The organism is Aeromonas sp. 600886 (assembly GCF_049174935.1).
Classification (GTDB): domain Bacteria; phylum Pseudomonadota; class Gammaproteobacteria; order Enterobacterales; family Aeromonadaceae; genus Aeromonas; species Aeromonas veronii_A.
This window is the reverse complement of sequence record NZ_JAAKUB010000016.1, coordinates 93,076-109,464: the sequence shown is the minus strand read 5'-3', so window position 1 is coordinate 109,464 and position 16,389 is coordinate 93,076. Positions and strand designations below refer to the sequence as shown.

Annotated in this window: 16 protein-coding genes and 1 tRNA gene; 7 read left to right on the top strand and 10 right to left on the bottom strand. The window is 59.0% G+C overall.

Features of this window, described 5'->3' with window-relative positions; translation table 11 throughout:
- Nucleotide 1 precedes the first annotated feature (1 nt).
- Both G5179_RS13640 and orn read right to left on the bottom strand, forming a co-directional pair.
- A tRNA-Gly gene (locus G5179_RS13640) sits at nt 2-74 on the bottom strand.
- 178 nt (nt 75-252) lie between these two features.
- Nucleotides 253-798 carry an oligoribonuclease gene (orn, locus tag G5179_RS13635; RefSeq protein ID WP_111900716.1) on the bottom strand — a complete coding sequence of 182 codons (546 nt, stop codon included), beginning with the start codon at nt 796-798 and terminating at the stop codon, nt 253-255.
- 91 nt (nt 799-889) lie between these two features.
- Here orn and rsgA point away from each other — a divergent pair, with 91 nt between their 5' ends.
- The 5 genes from rsgA to G5179_RS13610 are packed head-to-tail and all read left to right on the top strand — an operon-like array spanning nt 890 to nt 3,724.
- Nucleotides 890-1,924 carry a small ribosomal subunit biogenesis GTPase RsgA gene (gene rsgA / locus G5179_RS13630; protein WP_216977076.1) on the top strand — a complete coding sequence of 345 codons (1,035 nt, stop codon included), beginning with the start codon at nt 890-892 and terminating at the stop codon, nt 1,922-1,924.
- 28 nt (nt 1,925-1,952) lie between these two features.
- Nucleotides 1,953-2,825: an archaetidylserine decarboxylase gene (gene asd, locus G5179_RS13625; protein ID WP_421258543.1), complete on the top strand. Its 873-nt coding sequence runs from the start codon at nt 1,953-1,955 to the stop codon at nt 2,823-2,825.
- A complete protein-coding gene (locus G5179_RS13620) occupies nt 2,822-3,091 on the top strand; it encodes a VF530 family DNA-binding protein (RefSeq protein WP_005349372.1) in 270 nt (89 codons plus the stop codon). The genes asd and G5179_RS13620 overlap by 4 nt, the downstream gene beginning before the upstream one ends.
- Nucleotides 3,081-3,332, top strand: coding sequence for a DUF2960 domain-containing protein (locus G5179_RS13615; protein ID WP_005338984.1), 252 nt, complete (start codon nt 3,081-3,083; stop codon nt 3,330-3,332). Before G5179_RS13620 ends, G5179_RS13615 begins: the two co-directional genes overlap by 11 nt.
- Before the next feature lie 2 nt (nt 3,333-3,334).
- Nucleotides 3,335-3,724 carry a hypothetical protein gene (locus tag G5179_RS13610; RefSeq protein ID WP_421258542.1) on the top strand — a complete coding sequence of 130 codons (390 nt, stop codon included), beginning with the start codon at nt 3,335-3,337 and terminating at the stop codon, nt 3,722-3,724.
- Between the two features lie 85 nt (nt 3,725-3,809).
- Here G5179_RS13610 and G5179_RS13605 read toward each other — a convergent pair whose 3' ends face one another.
- From G5179_RS13605 to gpt, 5 genes are all read right to left on the bottom strand, one after another.
- A complete protein-coding gene (locus G5179_RS13605) occupies nt 3,810-5,099 on the bottom strand; it encodes a glutamate-5-semialdehyde dehydrogenase (protein ID WP_421258548.1) in 1,290 nt (429 codons plus the stop codon).
- Nucleotides 5,099-6,202, bottom strand: a complete 1,104-nt coding sequence (gene proB, locus G5179_RS13600; RefSeq protein WP_005358365.1) for a glutamate 5-kinase — start codon at nt 6,200-6,202, stop codon at nt 5,099-5,101. The genes G5179_RS13605 and proB overlap by 1 nt, the downstream gene beginning before the upstream one ends.
- A gap of 179 nt (nt 6,203-6,381) precedes the next feature.
- The gene (gene crl / locus G5179_RS13595; RefSeq protein WP_005339003.1) at nt 6,382-6,774 is read right to left on the bottom strand and encodes a sigma factor-binding protein Crl; all 393 of its coding nucleotides are present in this window, start codon (nt 6,772-6,774) and stop codon (nt 6,382-6,384) included.
- Nucleotides 6,775-6,836: 62 nt separating this feature from the next.
- Nucleotides 6,837-8,105: an esterase FrsA gene (gene frsA / locus G5179_RS13590; protein WP_005349360.1), complete on the bottom strand. Its 1,269-nt coding sequence runs from the start codon at nt 8,103-8,105 to the stop codon at nt 6,837-6,839.
- Between the two features lie 172 nt (nt 8,106-8,277).
- Nucleotides 8,278-8,745 (bottom strand): xanthine phosphoribosyltransferase, encoded by a 468-nt coding sequence (gene gpt, locus G5179_RS13585; RefSeq protein ID WP_005339007.1) that lies wholly within the window; start codon nt 8,743-8,745, stop codon nt 8,278-8,280.
- A gap of 946 nt (nt 8,746-9,691) precedes the next feature.
- Between gpt and G5179_RS13580 the strand changes: the two genes are divergently transcribed.
- The gene (locus G5179_RS13580) at nt 9,692-11,143 is read left to right on the top strand and encodes an aminoacyl-histidine dipeptidase (RefSeq protein ID WP_421258541.1); all 1,452 of its coding nucleotides are present in this window, start codon (nt 9,692-9,694) and stop codon (nt 11,141-11,143) included.
- A gap of 81 nt (nt 11,144-11,224) precedes the next feature.
- Here the strand turns inward: G5179_RS13580 and djlA are convergent, their stop codons facing one another.
- Genes djlA through G5179_RS13565 form a run of 3 tightly spaced genes read right to left on the bottom strand, consistent with a single transcriptional unit; the run spans nt 11,225 to nt 13,753 of the window.
- A complete protein-coding gene (gene djlA / locus G5179_RS13575; RefSeq protein WP_005358354.1) occupies nt 11,225-12,058 on the bottom strand; it encodes a co-chaperone DjlA in 834 nt (277 codons plus the stop codon).
- A 19-nt stretch (nt 12,059-12,077) separates the two neighbouring features.
- Nucleotides 12,078-12,746, bottom strand: a complete 669-nt coding sequence (murU, locus tag G5179_RS13570; protein ID WP_421258540.1) for an N-acetylmuramate alpha-1-phosphate uridylyltransferase MurU — start codon at nt 12,744-12,746, stop codon at nt 12,078-12,080.
- Entirely contained in the window at nt 12,743-13,753 is a 1,011-nt protein-coding gene (locus tag G5179_RS13565; RefSeq protein WP_421258539.1) for an aminoglycoside phosphotransferase family protein, read from the bottom strand. The genes murU and G5179_RS13565 overlap by 4 nt, the downstream gene beginning before the upstream one ends.
- A gap of 174 nt (nt 13,754-13,927) precedes the next feature.
- Between G5179_RS13565 and lptD the strand changes: the two genes are divergently transcribed.
- Nucleotides 13,928-16,372, top strand: a complete 2,445-nt coding sequence (gene lptD, locus G5179_RS13560; protein WP_421258538.1) for an LPS assembly protein LptD — start codon at nt 13,928-13,930, stop codon at nt 16,370-16,372.
- Nucleotides 16,373-16,389: the final 17 nt, after the last annotated feature.

Sequence of the window (16,389 nt, the reverse complement as noted above, 5' to 3'; positions counted from 1 at the left end):
GAGCGGGAAACGAGACTCGAACTCGCGACCCCGACCTTGGCAAGGTCGTGCTCTACCAACTGAGCTATTCCCGCAACTACCTTAAAACAGGCCGAACAGCATTTGGTTGCTTGCGCTACTGTACGGGAGCCGAATTATAAGAGCAGTCATTCCAATTGCAAGGGCTTTTTTGTCTGGTTGCGCGCGTTCGCTCAAAAGCTGGCCGAACTGTCGATTTTAGCAGCCAGAGTATGACAACCCCTTGCCGGGGAATCAGATCTTGAAGACGTGGCTGCGATAGAACTGCAGCTCGGCGATGGATTCGCGGATATCGTCCAGCGCCTGGTGGGTGCCGCTCTTCTTGAACTGATCCAGCAACTCCGGCTGCCAGCGGCGTACCAGCTCCTTGATGGTGCTGACGTCGACGTTGCGGTAGTGGAAGAAGGCTTCCAGCTCGGCCATGTGCTTGACCATGAAGCGGCGATCCTGACCGATGCTGTTGCCGCACAGCGGGCTGGTACGCTCCGGCACCCACTGGCGAATGAACGCGAGGGTCTCGGCAATGGCTTTCGCCTCATCGTGCTGACTCGCCTTGACCCGGGCGACCAGACCGCTCTTGGTATGGGTGTTGACGTTCCAGTCGTCCATCTTGGCCAGCTCTTCATCACTCTGATGAATGGCGATGACCGGCCCTTCGGCCAGTACGTTCAGATCCTTGTCGGTGACGATGGTGGCAATCTCCAGTACCACGTTCTCTTCGGGGTCGAGACCCGTCATCTCCATGTCGATCCATACCAGGTTCTGCGCGCTGACTGTCATGATTGCTCTCTCTATTGGGAGGAATGGCGGAATTTTGCCAATTTGCATGTATCATACTGGCTTTGGATCTGTTCATAAACTGGCGAATCGAGTGGCAAAGAAAGCAAAACTCAATCTGGGTCAACAAAGGCGCGTCCAGGCCAACCGCGAACGGCGGCTGCAAAAAGATCACACCACAGTGGTGGATGACACCCTGTTTGGCCCCGCCATCGAAGGGGTGGTGATCAGCCGTTTCGGTCAGCACGCAGACGTGGAAGCGGTCGATGGCACCATCCACCGCAGCAACCTGCGGCGCAGCAGCATCAGCAGTCTGGTGTGCGGCGACAAGGTGGTGTGGCGTCCCGGCCTCAATGCCGCGACAGCGGGCGTCATCGAGGCGGTGCATCCGCGCCACTCGGTACTGACCCGGCCGGACTTCTACGACGGGGTCAAACCCATCGCAGCCAATATCGACCAGATCATCATCGTCTCGGCGGTGATGCCCGAGTTCTCCACCAACATCGTCGACCGCTATCTGGTGGCCGCCGAGGATGTGGAGATCCGCCCCCTCATCGTGCTGAACAAGGTCGATATGCTCGATGATGCCGCCAGAGCGCGCATCGAAAGCCAGCTCGAAACCTACCGCAAACTCAATTACGAGGTGCTGCTGGTGAGCTGCGAGAGCGGCGAAGGGCTGGATGAGCTTAGAGCCGCACTGACCGACAAGATCAGCATCTTCGTCGGCCAGTCCGGGGTGGGTAAATCCTCGCTCACCAACGCCCTGATGCCGGGGCTGGATGTGCTGACCGGCGAGATCTCCGAAAACTCGGGGCTCGGCCAGCACACCACCACCACGGCGCGACTCTACCACTTCCCGAGCGGTGGCGATCTCATCGACTCCCCCGGGATCCGCGAGTTCGCCCTCTGGCATCTGGAAGCCGACCGCATCACCTGGTGCTTCGTCGAGTTTCGCGACTATCTGGGTGGCTGCAAGTTCCGCGACTGTACCCACAAGGACGATCCCGGCTGTGCCCTGCGCGCCGCGGTCGACGCGGGCGCTATCAGTGCCGATCGCTTCCACAACTATCACCGCATCCTGGAAACCATGCAGGAAGCCCGTCACGGTCGCCAGCAAGCGCGCCTGTGACCCTAATAAACCTACGTTGATGATGAACATGAGCATTACTGACAACCTGAAAATTGCCGGTCAATACTGTCTGCCCAAGCACGCCCTCTCCCGTCTGATCGGCAAATTTGCCGCCGCCGAAGCGGGTAACATCACCACCAAAGTGATCGAGGCCTTTATCAAGCAGTACAAGGTCGACATGAGCGAGGCGCTGCACGAGAGCCCGGCCCACTACAAGAGCTTCAACGAGTTCTTCACCCGCGAGCTCAAGCCCGGTATCCGCCCCGTGGTAGAAGATGCCATGACTCTGGCCCTGCCGGTGGATGGCACCGTCAGCCAGCTCGGTCCGATCCAGCAGGGTCGCATCATCCAGGCCAAGGGCCACGACTACAGCGCCCGCGAACTGCTGGGTGGCTATGAGGATCTGGTGGCGCCGTTCAAGGATGGCGACTTTGCCACCATCTATCTGGCGCCCAAGGATTATCACCGCATCCACATGCCGCTGGAAGGTGTGCTGGAGAGCATGGTGTTCGTGCCGGGGGATCTCTTCTCCGTCAACCCGCTCACCGCCGAGAACGTGCCTAACCTGTTTGCCCGCAACGAGCGGGTGGTGGCCACCTTCCGCACCCCGCACGGCCCCATGGCGCTGGTACTGGTCGGTGCCACTATCGTGGCCAGCATCGAGACCATCTGGGCCGGCAACATTGCGCCGACCAAAGAGAAGAAGGTGGTGCGCTGGGACTATACCGGCGACGAGGCCATTACATTGCAAAAAGGTGCCGAGATGGGGCTGTTCAAGCTGGGCAGTACTGTCGTCTGCCTGTTTGGCCCGGGCATGCTGGCCGGTTTCGAACCTCACTTGGCTAACGGTGTCACCACCCGCATGGGTCAGCCCTTTGCCAAGCTGGCGGAGCAGGCATGAGCGAGCAACCGAACGCCTCGCAGAAGAACAACCCGCTGCACGGGCTGACGCTGGAAGCCATCGTCACCGCGCTGGTCGAACACTACGGCTGGGAAGAGCTGGGGCAGCAGATCAATATCCGCTGCTTCACCGATAATCCCAGCATCAAGTCCAGCCTGAAGTTCTTGCGCAAGACCCCCTGGGCTCGGGAGAAGGTCGAAAGCCTCTACCTCTACGTCCAGCGCAAGCAAGCCAAATCGAAGAAGGAAGGGCAAGATGGCCTTTAAGATTACGTACACCTATAAAAAACAGGCCAAAGAGATCGGCTACGCGAACGACAAGTTCCGCAGCATCTACGACGCCATCGCTGCTGCCGAAGGGCTGGATCTCACCAGTTTTCACGCCATGGAGGCCCAGCTGGCTCAGGTTTGTCGCCGCGACAAGAAAAGCGTGAAGGATTACCAGGAGAACTACTTCAAAGAGCTGGGATTCTCCAACATCGTCATCGAACGGGATCTGCAGGAGTAACCATGCGCACCTTGACCCTGATGGCCGCCTCTCTGCTACTGGCGGCATGCAGTACACCGGAACAACATCTGGTGGGCGGCGATCGCGACAGCCACGGCTGTATCGGCAGTGCGGGCTATCAGTGGTCAGCGCTGGCTGGCAAATGTGTGCGCCTGTTTGAAGAGGGTGTACGGCTCAATCCGACCGATGCCAGCCAGACCAGCAGCGCCTTCGTGCTGTTCAACACCGACCAGACGCAGGCCGAACTGCATCTGCCAAGCGGCGAGCAGCACCTGCTGACCCGTCAAGGTGCGGAGGGCAACTGGTCGTGGCAGGGCAGCGGCTACACCCTCTTTATCTGGAAGGGTTATGTGCTCAAGCAAGGTGACAAGGCGCTCTATCACGGGGAATAACCCGAGCGCCTGATATCTTCACGATATCCACCAAATAAAATGCCGACCCTGGGGTCGGCATTTTTGTTTTTGCAAAAGCCTGTTATCAGGCGCGGCTGAGGTAATCGGCCTGCCCTACCCACTTGTAGCTGGTGAGCTCGGTCAGCCCCATGGGGCCACGGGCATGCAGCATCTGGGTCGAGACCGCCACCTCGGCCCCCAAACCAAACTGGCCACCATCGGTGAAACGGGTGGAGGCGTTGACATAGACAGCCGCCGAACCGGCGCCATTGACAAAACGCTCGGCGTTGGCCAGATCGTTGGTCAGGATGGCATCGGAGTGACCGGCGTTGTGCTCGCGCATATGGGCCAGTGCCTCGTTCACATCCGCCACCAACTTAACCCCTAGGGTCAGCCCGAGCCACTCGGTATCGAAATCCTCCGGCCCCGCCTCGCACAGGTTGTCGGCACCCGCCAACTGCGTCATGGCGTTGGGCGCGGCCACCAGCGTCACCTTGCGCTCGTTCATCAGCGTCACCAGCTGCGGCAGGAAAGCCGAAGCGACTTTCTCGTGTACCAGCAGAGTATCGAGGGCATTACAGGCGGAGGGGCGTTGCACCTTGGCGTTGTCGATAACAGCCAGAGAGCGCACCAGATCGGCACTCTCGTCGACGAAAATATGGCTGATACCGAACCCGCCGATGATGACCGGGATGGAGCTGTTCTCCTTGCACATCTTGTGCAGGCCGGCACCGCCACGGGGGATGATCATGTCCACATAGCGGTCGAGACGCAGCAACTCGCCGACCAGCGCCCGATCCTGGTTGTCGATGTACTGCACCGCCGCCTCGGGCAGACCGGAGGCCGCCAAGGCATGCTGGATCACCCGCACTAGCTCCAGATTGGAGTGGAAGGTCTCGCGCCCACCACGCAGGATGCTGGCGTTGCCGGTCTTGAGGCAGAGGCTGGCGATGTCGATGGTGACGTTGGGGCGCGCCTCGTAGATGACGCCGATAACCCCGATGGGCACCCGACGACGGGAGAGCCGCAGGCCATTTTCCAGCACCCGGCTATCCATTTCGGCGCCGACCGGATCGTCCAGCGTAATTACCTTGCGCACATCCGCCACAATCCCGGCCAACCGGGCTGGATTTAGCAGCAGGCGATCCAGCATGGCTTCTGACAAGCCTGCCTCACGACCGGCGGCAATATCTTTCGCGTTGGCTACGAGGATCTGCTCACAGCGCGCCTCCAGCTCGTCGGCGATGGCGGCCAGCGCCCGGTTCTTCTGCGCCGTGCTGATGGTAGCCAGCTGATAGGCAGCTTCACGGGCCGCCTGCCCCATTTTCTCCAGACTCATCTCGGTTCCCTTTTGTTCATGCCGTGCCGCCCTGATTAGAGCAGCACCATATCGTCTCGATGGATGGCTACTGAACCATATCCATAGCCCAGTACCTGCTCAATCTGATCCGAGTGAACGCCGCGCAGCTTCTCCAGCTCCAGATGGTCGTAACGGCAGATGCCGCGGGCCAGCTCAGCGCCCTTGGGATCAAGAATGCGCACCACATCGCCCCGAATAAAGTCGCCCTTGACCGCGACGATCCCCTTGGGCAGCAGGCTGGAGCCTTTCTCCTTCATGGCGGCGACAGCCCCCTGATCCACATGCACTTCGCCATGAGGGGGTGGGCCTGCCAGGATCCAGCTCTTGCGCCCTTCCAGCGGGGACGCCAGCGCCGGGAACAGGGTGCCAATCCGCTCGCCCTTGGCGAGACGGCCGATCACCTCCGGCATCTGGCCGGTCGCGATCACCACGTTGACACCAGCGCGGCGTGCCACATCGGCGGCCTGCAGCTTGGTAGCCATGCCGCCGGTGCCGAGGCCGCTGACACTGTCACCCGCCAGCGAGCGCAGGGTATCGTCGATAGTCTGCACCTCTTCAATAAGCTGGGCATCGGGATTGGTGCGCGGATCGGCGGTAAAGAGCCCCTTCTGGTCGGTTAGCAGGATCAGCAGATCCGCATCCGCCAGAATGGCGGCCCGCGCGGAGAGGTTGTCGTTGTCGCCGACCTTGATCTCGGCGGTCGCCACCGCATCGTTTTCGTTGATGACCGGAATAATGCGGTGATCGAGCAGGGTGCGCATGGTGTCGCGGGCGTTGAGGTAGCGCTCCCGATCTTCCAGATCGGCGCGGGTCAGCAGCATCTGGCCGATATGCAGACCGTAGAGGTTGAACAGATCCTGCCATACCCGAATAAGCTGGGTCTGACCAACCGCCGCCAGCATCTGCTTGTTGGGAAGGGTTGGCGCCAGTGGCGGGTGACCCAGATGTTCACGCCCGGCGGCGATAGCTCCTGATGTGACAACCACGACCCGATGGCCGTGACGGTGCAAGGCCGCACACTGTCTGACCAGCTCGACCATATGGGCACGATTGAGCTGGGAAGACCCCCCTGTGAGCACGCTGGTGCCCAACTTGACGACTATGGTTCTGTTTTCCATGGGAGCATAAAGGCTAAAAAAGTAAGGAATATCTTTATACCCACGGCCATGGTGCCCTGCAAGGCAATTAACGCCGGGGTGAGGAGATGGGGCAAAGCCCGGATGATTGCGGGCGGAAGGGGAGATGGCTGACTGATGGCCCGGCAAACAGCGGGATGCTGCTCGCCGGGCATCAGGGATCAAGCGGCGGTCACGGTCAACTCATTGGTGACCTGATCCGCTGGCGCTAACTGACACTCCAGTGCCGTCAGTTTGTCGCTGATGAGCTTGTAGAAACGGTTGAGGGTCCGCTCCACTTCTACCTGGTGCTTCTTGGGGATCGGCTTGTCCAGCCACTCACCATCAGCATTGTAGAAACCGAGCTGATAATGGTAACGGAAATGGTGATCGTCCTGCTCCAGCACCAGCCACCAGCCCCAGAACTCCCGTTTGTCCGGCGCCGGCTTGGCGCTGACACAGACCGACAGGCAGTCGAAACGATAACGCCCCTCTTCGCAGAGATCCTCACGCAAGTAGGGGCCAATGGCAGCAAACTGCCTCAGCAGTCGCTTGTAGGTCACTCTTTCAGACATGTTAACCTCCCTGTTAAACAAGCCGCGCCACCTCGGGATGGCGTCAGTTCTTTAGCGCAATATCAGGTACACAAATGCTGTTTCAGCCACTCGACGATTTCGTCCAGTGCCTTGTCATACACCTCCAGCAAAGGCTGTTTGTCGAATACGATGGCCTTGCCGTTACGACTGGCCGCCGCCAATGCCCGTACATCCTGCTCGGGACAGATAAAATCTCGCTTGTGTCCAATACTCAATATCGGCACAGAGGTGCGAGTCCCCAGTAATCCTTGTGTTTTAAGTGAAAAAACCTGGCACTTGGTACGCATGCCGTCCCACTGCGCCGCATCCGCCCCCAACCGGTTGGCCAGACTATCCCGCATCATGCGCGGACACTTGGCAAACAGCTCCTGATTGGTAAACACCTGATTGACACCGGCGCCGACACAAACCACGGTGCGCAGCTTAAAGGGTTCGATAAAGGCCAGTCTGGCTGCGATATTGCCTGCCAGACGCATCCCCACCATGGCGATACGCTGATGATCGACCCAGGCCACTTCGGAAAGGTAATGGAGCACCGCCTGATGGAGACGGCTGGTATCCTGCACCAGCGGCCAATGCTCGGCATAGCCGACCCCGGGCATATCGAGGGAGAGCATGCCAATACCGTTGGGCTCGAGCCGTTTGAGATAGAAGTTGAGGAAATCGAGCTGCAGGGAGTCGATCCCGCCGCTGATGATCACCAGCGGTACCGGTTTTTCGGTCGTCGGCAGGTGGAGATAACCCTGAATATGCTTGCCGCGAAAAGGCACCTGGATCTCTTTGAGCGGTACCTTGAACAGGCGACCTGCCTCGCGATAGGCCATGTTGCCAAGCAGCTGGGCTTGATCCGCCAGCTCGTCATCCTTGAGATGGGGATAGCTGGCGATGGAGTAGTAGCGCACCGCCTTGAGCAGCTGTTTCAAGGCGCCAGAAGGATCTCCCTTCTCGCGCAGTTCGCGGCCCTGCTTGAAATAGTTGCCAGCCACCTGGCTCCACTCGTAGATCCAGTTGCCAGGCACATAGCCCTTGATGGTATCGAGATAGCAGTCATGGGTGCGCTCGCCGGTCGCCATGGCGATGCGGGCCAGGGTCTGCTCCACTTCGATGGGGTCTGCCCCCTGCCAGGTCCAGGAGGGGCGGCGCAGCAAGCGATACCAGCTCTTTGACATGGATCCGTCGATAAACATCTCGTCTGACTCGGCTTGCGCCAGATCAGCCGCACTGGAGTTGGAGATCTCGGATGTTTCCAATACCTTCTTGACGCGGGTAAAGAGCTGTTCGGTCAGGTTTAGGTCTTCGTTCAAGTCCAAGATAGTGTCCCATTCATATCAGGCAATAGCTCATCTTAACCACTTTTACTGCCCATCAGCCACCCTGCAACAGATTGATACACAAAAAAACAGGGCTCCAAATTGGAGCCCTGTGAAACCATTATTGCCGGTTGCGACCAATGGACGCAGCGAGCGTCACATCCCGCTCCCGTTACTTTTCGTCGCAGATCGGTGTGGCGAACTCCAGTGCCATATCCCACGGCTGTTCGATCCAGGTATCCTGCGGGATCGCCACTTCGAAATCGTCCAGCAGCGCTTCGCCCATCGGCTTGGCGAAAATCGCGATGAACTTGGCTTTCGGGTAGAGCTCGCGGATCGCCTTGGCGGTAGTGCCGGTGTCCACCAGATCTTCCACCACCAGCCAGCCTTCGCCGTCACCGGCGGTGGTGGCAGCCTTCACGACCACCAGCTCGCGCTGGCTGTCATGGTCATAGCTGGAGATGCAGAGGGTTTCCACATTACGAATGCCAAGTTCACGGGCCATCAGGGCTGCGGGCACCAGACCACCACGGCTGACCGCGATGATACCTTTCCACTGGCTGACAGGCAGCTGACGACGGGCCAGACGGCGAGCTTCACGTTGCAGGTTGTCCCACGACACATAGAACTTTTTCGGCATGTTATCGATCTCGAATAGTTATTTAAAAACAATCACTTAAAATAACAACACCCGCAATTATCCCTGCGGATGCCAGTAAATGGCGGCCCTTGCCCGACTGAATTCAGATTGCACTTCGGCTGCCTCAGGGCTAAGCCTCGGCAGCAAATCTGATAACAATGGAAGCAAGATGGGCTTATCCGGCGATCGGTTAGATGATGTGTCCAAACCGCGGACAGGCTGTTGGGCCGATATGATAGCACCGTTTGCAGAGAAAATGCCTGGCAAACGTATGCCAAAAACAGGAAAAATCGGCATCACCCTCTCCATTCGGCACATCTCGAGCTCCAAACGACTAACCTGCCGTCCCTGCTGCCGAGTCCTAATGGGCTGTGCGGCAAATCGCAGATAAAAAAATAGCAGGGGGAGGTTTAACCTCACGCACCTGCTGCTTTCTCGCCTCTGCCTGGTTGGGCAGCTCGTCTTAGCGACGAGTGACGAAGGGGTTAGGGTAGCTGAAACCCTGGGTATACAAAGAGGGGGCAAACCAATAGGTTGAGTTGCTGCCTGGCATATTGAAACTCCTGATTGCTTAACAAGTTACGTACCTTTATGCGGGCTCAAATCCTTGAACGAACACTCGGTTCCATGGAGGCGCACTTGCTTTGCTTCGGTTCCCTGGAGGCTTTCATCGTCATCCTGACGGGTGGCGAACCACGGGAGCTAATTTACCAGTCGGTGCGTTAAATTCAATATTTTTGTGAGATCGGTCACATATTTTCTTTTCTATCGGTCAGCGTCGTCCGAACCTGACGATCGTACTGCCTGGTTGCCATCAGCCAGCACAAGCTGCCTGCGATTTGCGCTGATTGCTCACATTTTTGTGTGATTGACTGTATTATCGTTATCCTCTTCCCCGGCCCGCTGATGGGGCCCTGTTAATTCCGTGCTGGTAAGGAGTCCCGACGTGGCACAGCTTAGCTCTCTCTCTCCCAAACTGATTTGGCATTTCTTCGAACAGATATGCTCCATCCCCCACCCTTCCAAACATGAAGCCAAACTGAGCGCCTGGATCATCCAATGGGCTCAAGGGGAAGGTCTGGCGGTCAAGCAGGACAAGGTCGGCAACATCATCATCAAGAAACCGGCCACCCCGGGGATGGAAAACCGCAAAGCCGTGGTACTGCAGGCCCACATCGACATGGTGCCGCAGGCCAACGCCGACACCAAACACGACTTCGCGACCGATCCCATCGATGCCTATATAGATGGCGAGTGGGTCACTGCCCGTGGCACCACCCTGGGTGCCGACAACGGCATCGGTATGGCCGGTTGCCTGGCTGTGCTGGCTGACAAGACCATCAAGCACGGTCCGCTAGAAGTGCTGCTGACCACAGACGAAGAGACCGGCATGACCGGCGCATTCGGTCTGGAAGCGGGCTGGCTGGAGGGCGAAATTCTGCTCAACACCGACTCCGAAGAGGATGGCGAAGTCTATATGGGCTGCGCTGGCGGTGTGGATGCCAATATCCGCTTCCCGCTCGAGCTGGTTGACGCCAGCGAAGGCGAAGCGTTCGAGCTGGCCGTGAAAGGGCTGCGTGGCGGTCACTCAGGTTGCGATATCCATCGCGGTCGTGGCAACGCCAACAAGCTGCTGGTTCGCCTGCTCAAAGCAGCAGAGCCGCTGGGTGTTCGTCTGGCCGAGATCCACGGCGGCACCCTGCGCAACGCCATCCCGCGCGAAGCCCGTGCCACCCTGCTGGTGCCTGCTGCCAGCGTAAACGAGTTCAAGGCGCTGGTTGACCGCTACACCGGGATCTACCAGACCGAACTGGCCGCCACCGAGCCGAACCTGACCGTGCTGGTCAACAACGCCGCCAAACCGGCCAAGTTGATGAGCGTCTCCCTGCAGCAGCGCCTGCTGGATGCCCTGATGGCCTGCCCGAACGGCGTGATGCGCATGAGCGATGCCATGCCCGGCGTGACCGAAACCTCTACCAACCTGGGGGTCATCAAGACTCAGGATGGCGAAGTGTACGTCCAGTGCCTGATCCGCTCCCTGATTGACTCCGGCCGCGAGAGCATCGAGCAGATGACCCGCTCCCTGTTCACCTTGGCAGGCGCCAGCTGCGAATTCACCGGTGCCTACCCGGGTTGGGCGCCGAACGTGGACTCCCCCATCATGGCGCTGGTACGCAATAGCTACCAGACCCTGTTCGGCACCATGCCCAACGTGATGGTGATCCACGCCGGTCTCGAGTGCGGTCTGTTCAAGAGCGCCTACCCGGAGTGGGACATGGTCTCCTTCGGCCCGACCATCCGCGGTGCCCACTCCCCTGACGAGAAGGTACATATCCCGGCGGTCGAACGTTTCTGGCAACTGCTGGTGCACGTACTGGAAGCGATTCCGGCCAAATAATCCAGCCTACGCCACACGGCAAAACAAAGCCCCGCACTGCTGCGGGGCTTTTTATTGTCTGTTCCAATCCGACGTTGGCACTTACCGGATGCCGCGGGCCTCGCGGATCCACTCCCAGGCTTGCTGGATCTCCTGGGTCTTCTCCTTGGCCATCTCCATCATCTCAGGCGGCAGCCCTTTGGCGGCCAGCTTGTCCGGGTGATGCTTGCTCATCTCCTTGCGGTAGGCGCGCTTGATATCCTGATCGCTGTCGCTCTCGCTCACCCCCAGCAGCTGGTAGGCATTCTTGAGGCGATCCGCCGAGGGTGCCGCCTGCCGATACTGCTGGCCACCGGAATGGCCCCCCTGATACTGGCCATGAGCCTGATTGAAGAAGTTCATCTGCGCTTCGGCCATCGCCAGAATGCGGGCCAGCTCGATGCGGCTGAAGCCCAGCTCGTCGGCAATGGTATGAAGAATGGCGCGCTCGCCTTCCTCCACCCGCCCGTCGGCAAAGGCCGCCTGCAACTGCACTTCAAGGAAGAAGCGCAGGATATCGCGCTGCCCCAGACTGGCACGGCGGAACTCGGCCAGGGTCTCGCGCAGCGGGAAGTCGGCCTCCTTACCGAGACGAAACGACTCCTGCGCCCGGGCACGCTGTTCGCCCGCCAGCCGCATCCGATCCATCAGGTTGGAGGCAACCCGGATCTCCTGTTCGGTCACCTGGCCGCTGGACTTGGCGATGTGACCCATCACCGAGAAAGTGGCATGGAAGAAGACGGCTTGCTGCTCCTGACTCGGACCGCGACGAAACGCCCCCTGCAGCCCCATGCCACGGTCGAAACGGTGGCCGATCCAGAGGCCAATCAGGGCGCCGATGATATTGCCGAGCAGAAAACCGAAGAAGGCGCCCAGCACCTTACCCCAAATACGCATGGTTCAAGACCTCTTGAAGTTAATGAGTGCGGGCCTGGAGCTGGTCATCCAGCTCGCGCAGTCGATCGACCGTGCCGATATCACGCCACTCGCCAGCGAGCAGGCTGCCGCCCACCCGCCCTTGCGCCATCCAGTCACGGAGCAGGGGCGCCAGCTTGCGGGCACCGCCCGCGAGACCGGCAAAGGCCGCCGGATCATATAGTCCGACCCCGCTGAAGGTAAACGCTGGCGTATCCATGACTCGCCCTTCTTGCAGGGCAAAGTCCCCGCTCGGGTGCTGGGGCGGATTGGGCACCAGCCAAAGGTGGGCCAGATCCTCGCCCAGGGGCTGGCTGACCAGAGTGTGATAATCGAGATCGAGCCAGGTATCGCCGTTGATCACCAGAAAAGGTTCTGCGCCCAGTAGTGGCAGCGCCTGCACGATGCCGCCCGCGGTCTCCAGTGCGCTCTCCTCGGCTGACCAGTGGATGGTCACGCCAAGCGCACGGCCATCACCAAGGCTCTCGACCAGCTTGTGGCCGAGCCAAGCGTGGTTGATGACCAACTCGGTCACGCCGGCGGCTTTGAGTTTTTCGATGTGATGAACGATGAGCGGCTTGCCCCCCACCGCCAGCAGCGGCTTGGGCAGCAGGTCAGTCAGCGGGCGCATCCGCTCGCCACGGCCAGCGGCCAGGATCATCGCCTTCATGATTTAACTCCAGCATTGGCGATCCCCGGCAACACCACCTGCTCCAGCCACTGACCAAAACGGGCCAATACCGGATAGGCGCTACCGTGAGTGCGACAGACATCCACCACATAGCCGAGGGTACGGGGAATATCCTTGAGATAGCCGGACTTGCCGTCGCGATGATAGAGCCGGGTAAAGATTCCGGCAGCTTTGAGGTGGCGCTGCATGCCGGTCAGGTCAGCATCACGACGGAAACTGGCATAATCGAGCTCGCCAAGCAGTCCCGCCTGCTGCAGAGTGGCAAAACCGTGTTGCATCCCCTGCTCGATCACCGCGTCCGGCCAGCGTACGTAGCAATCTTTCAGCAGGGAAACCAGATCATAGGTGAGCGGGCCGATGACCATATCCTGAAAATCGATGATGGCGAGTTCGCTGCTATCAGGAGTGTCTCCGCCACACACCATCAGGTTGCGACTGTGGAAATCTCTATGCATCACCCCCTGCGGCTGGGCCAGATTGCAGGCAGTGAGGCAAGCGAAGGTCTCGTCCAGCAGTTGCTGCTCTTCATGGCTCAGGGTCAGCTGCAGATGCTGGCCCAGCAGCCACTCGGGGAAAATGCTGTTCTCCCGCGCCATAAAAGCCGCATCGAAGGGTTCAAGCGCCAGTTCAACCGCCCCCAGGCGGGGCAGCAAATCAATCGCCTTGCCATACCAGGCCAGCACATTGTGTTCGTTCAGGCAGCTGATCAGCTGGGTATCGCCCAGGTCACTGACCGCCAGCAGCCCCTGTTCGTAGTCCACCGCCTTCACCTCTGGCGCCAACAGCTGACGCGCCTGCAAGGCCGCCGCGTTACGAACAAATTCATGATTTTTTTCGGTTTTCGGATTGGCATCCACCCACACCAGACCACCACCACGATAGTAGCGGCGGAAGCTGGCATCACCGGAAATAAGGGTCAACTGAAGATTGGCATCACCGGAAATACGGCGTGCCCACTGCAATAGCAGGGAATCGCGATCGTGCATAAGTAGAAGACCAAGGTGGAAAGCAGCACTTGGCTGTTAGCCCTGGCCGCAATAATGCTTTATCATTGCCGGCTAACATAAAGCAATGACATGCAATGTCAACTCGATGAAACCTGTCGTAAAATGCATGCCTTGGATCAACCGTATCTATCACGGATTGCACGAGTCTTTCACATGACAAAATGGACACTGGGGTACCGCTATCCCATCGCCCTGACTATCAGCCTGGCCCCCGCACTCACCCCTATGATGGTGCAGGCGGCCCCGTTCGAAGCGCCGCCAGCCACCGGCATTCTCGATAGTCTCTGCTATGACTATGTTCCCAAGATAGAGAAGCCTGCATCGGATCAGGATGCCAACGCACAGCCGGTCGAGGTTGATGCTGACCGTCTCGAGGCCAAACAGGGCGGCACCGCCGTCTATGAAGGTGACGTCAAGGTTCGTCAGGGTGTTCGCAAGTTTGACTCCGACTATGCCCAGCTCGACCAGAAGAGCCGGGATGTCATCGCCATCGGCAACATCTATTACAACGACGGTCAGGTGACCGTCACCAGCGACAAGACCCTCAAATCCAACCTGGATACCAAGAACTCCGAACTGGAGGAGGGCAAGTATCAGGTGCATGGCTCACCGGTGCGCGGCTTTGCCAAGCGCGTAGTGATGACCAACAACAACCAGAACATCACCATGGAGGGGGCCCAGTACACCACCTGCCCCCCCGGTCAGGAAGTGTGGACCCTCAAGGCGGGCAGCATCGACATCGACCAGAAAGAGGTGTTTGGCGAAGCCTGGAACGCCAGTCTCTGGCTTTACGACTATCCGGTGTTCTACTTCCCCTATATCAACTTCCCCATCAAGGATGAGCGGAAGACCGGTCTGCTCTACCCGGGTTACAAGCAGAGCTCCAGCAACGGCATGGATATCACCCAGCCCTTCTACTGGAACATTGCCCCCAACTATGATGCCACCATCACCTCCCGTTTTATGGACAAACGCGGCCTGATGGAACAGGTGGAGTTCCGCTACATGCCGGACCCCGCCCACACCGGCACCCTCTATTTTGAAAATCTGGCGGATGACAAGCAGTACAGCCCGAGCAACCCGAGTCTGGCTGGCCTGTCCGATGGCCATCGCTACCTGATGAACGTCCGACACGGCTCCACCCTGATGGATGGCAGCCTGCGTTTTGGTATCGACTACACCCAGGTGCGCGACAAGGACTACAACTACTTCAACGACTTCAGCCCGCAAGTAGGCACTCAGGTCGACAGTCAGTTGCAGCAATCCTTTACCGCCGGCTACTACCAGCACAACTGGAACCTCACCTCCGAGGTGCGCCGCTACCAGATCCTGAGCCCATATGCGTTGCTGCCCCACGAGATGCTGCCGCGTATCGACTACAACTACTATCAGCAAGGCAAGTGGTTCGATCTGGCCTGGAACAGTGAACTGACCAAGTTTGGCTATGACAGTGGCAGTGCCGCTACTCTGCAAGCAGGTGAGCGCTATACCGCCACCCGCCTGCATCTGGCGCCAACCCTGACCGTGCCCTTGGTGGATGCACCGGGTTACTACCTGACCAGTCAGTACAAGCTGATGTTTACCTCCTACAACCAGGAGGTACCCGATAATCTGGTTAGCCAGGACCGCAGCCGCTTCACCGATGCAGACAGCAAACAGCTGACCCTGAAAGAGGGCACCATTACCCGTACTCTGCCCTCCTTCCGCCTCAAGGGGGGCGTCAACTTCGATCGGCCGCTCGACTGGTATGATGGCAAGGGCACCCAGACCCTGGAACCCGAGTTCCAGTACCTCTATATCCCTTACAAAAATCAGGACGAGATCGGGATCTACGACTCCACCACCACCCGTCAGGACTACTACAGCCTGTTCAGTGACCGCCGCTTTGCCGGTCTCGACCGCATCAGCGATGCCAATCGGGTCACCGTTGGCCTGACCAGCCGGGTCTATGACAATGTGGGTGATGAACGGTTGCGTCTTGCGGTGGCCCAGGCCTTCGAAATGACACCACCCAAGGTGCGCCTCTACCCTTCAAATCCGGAAAGCACCAACGCCCGCTCCCTGCTCTCGTTCGAGGGGGATGCCCGGATCACCGATGAGTGGTTTGCCCACGCGGGGACCCAGTACGATACCTCCGAGGGTGAATTTACGGCTGGCAACGGTGCAGTCGAGTACCGGACCGGCAAGCTGACTACTCAGGTCAACTACCGCTACATCAAGGATGGCAACCTGGACTATCGCTATCCGACCAACACGGCGCTGGCAGAAGATCTGAGCCAGGCAGGTCTGGTGATGATGGCGCCGATCGCCGATCAGTGGCAGATGTATGGCGGTTACTACCGTGACATCAAGCAGGATGTGAACATTGACCGCAAGATCGGTGTCAAATACGACTCCTGCTGCTGGAGCATCAACATGAGCCTGGAGTGGCACAATCAGCCGGACAACGTCACCCTGAAGCCCACTTCGGAAAAAGTCATTGGTCTGCAGTTTGAAATGAAGGGACTTGGCAGCGTGGGTACCGGTGGCCGCAGCGTCACCCTGGATACCGAGCTGTTGCCCTATGTTCGCCCGTTTAATCTGAAAGGCCAGCAATGATGCTGGCCCAGCCTTGA

Coding starts and splice junctions, on each gene's coding strand:
- orn (WP_111900716.1), bottom strand. CDS start 798: ATGACAGTCAGCGCGCAGAACCTGGTATGGATCGACATGGAGATGACG.
- asd (WP_421258543.1), top strand. CDS start 1,953: ATGAGCATTACTGACAACCTGAAAATTGCCGGTCAATACTGTCTGCCC.
- G5179_RS13620 (WP_005349372.1), top strand. CDS start 2,822: ATGAGCGAGCAACCGAACGCCTCGCAGAAGAACAACCCGCTGCACGGG.
- G5179_RS13615 (WP_005338984.1), top strand. CDS start 3,081: ATGGCCTTTAAGATTACGTACACCTATAAAAAACAGGCCAAAGAGATC.
- G5179_RS13610 (WP_421258542.1), top strand. CDS start 3,335: ATGCGCACCTTGACCCTGATGGCCGCCTCTCTGCTACTGGCGGCATGC.
- proB (WP_005358365.1), bottom strand. CDS start 6,202: ATGGAAAACAGAACCATAGTCGTCAAGTTGGGCACCAGCGTGCTCACA.
- crl (WP_005339003.1), bottom strand. CDS start 6,774: ATGTCTGAAAGAGTGACCTACAAGCGACTGCTGAGGCAGTTTGCTGCC.
- gpt (WP_005339007.1), bottom strand. CDS start 8,745: ATGCCGAAAAAGTTCTATGTGTCGTGGGACAACCTGCAACGTGAAGCT.
- djlA (WP_005358354.1), bottom strand. CDS start 12,058: ATGCGTATTTGGGGTAAGGTGCTGGGCGCCTTCTTCGGTTTTCTGCTC.
- murU (WP_421258540.1), bottom strand. CDS start 12,746: ATGAAGGCGATGATCCTGGCCGCTGGCCGTGGCGAGCGGATGCGCCCG.
- G5179_RS13565 (WP_421258539.1), bottom strand. CDS start 13,753: ATGCACGATCGCGATTCCCTGCTATTGCAGTGGGCACGCCGTATTTCC.
- lptD (WP_421258538.1), top strand. CDS start 13,928: ATGACAAAATGGACACTGGGGTACCGCTATCCCATCGCCCTGACTATC.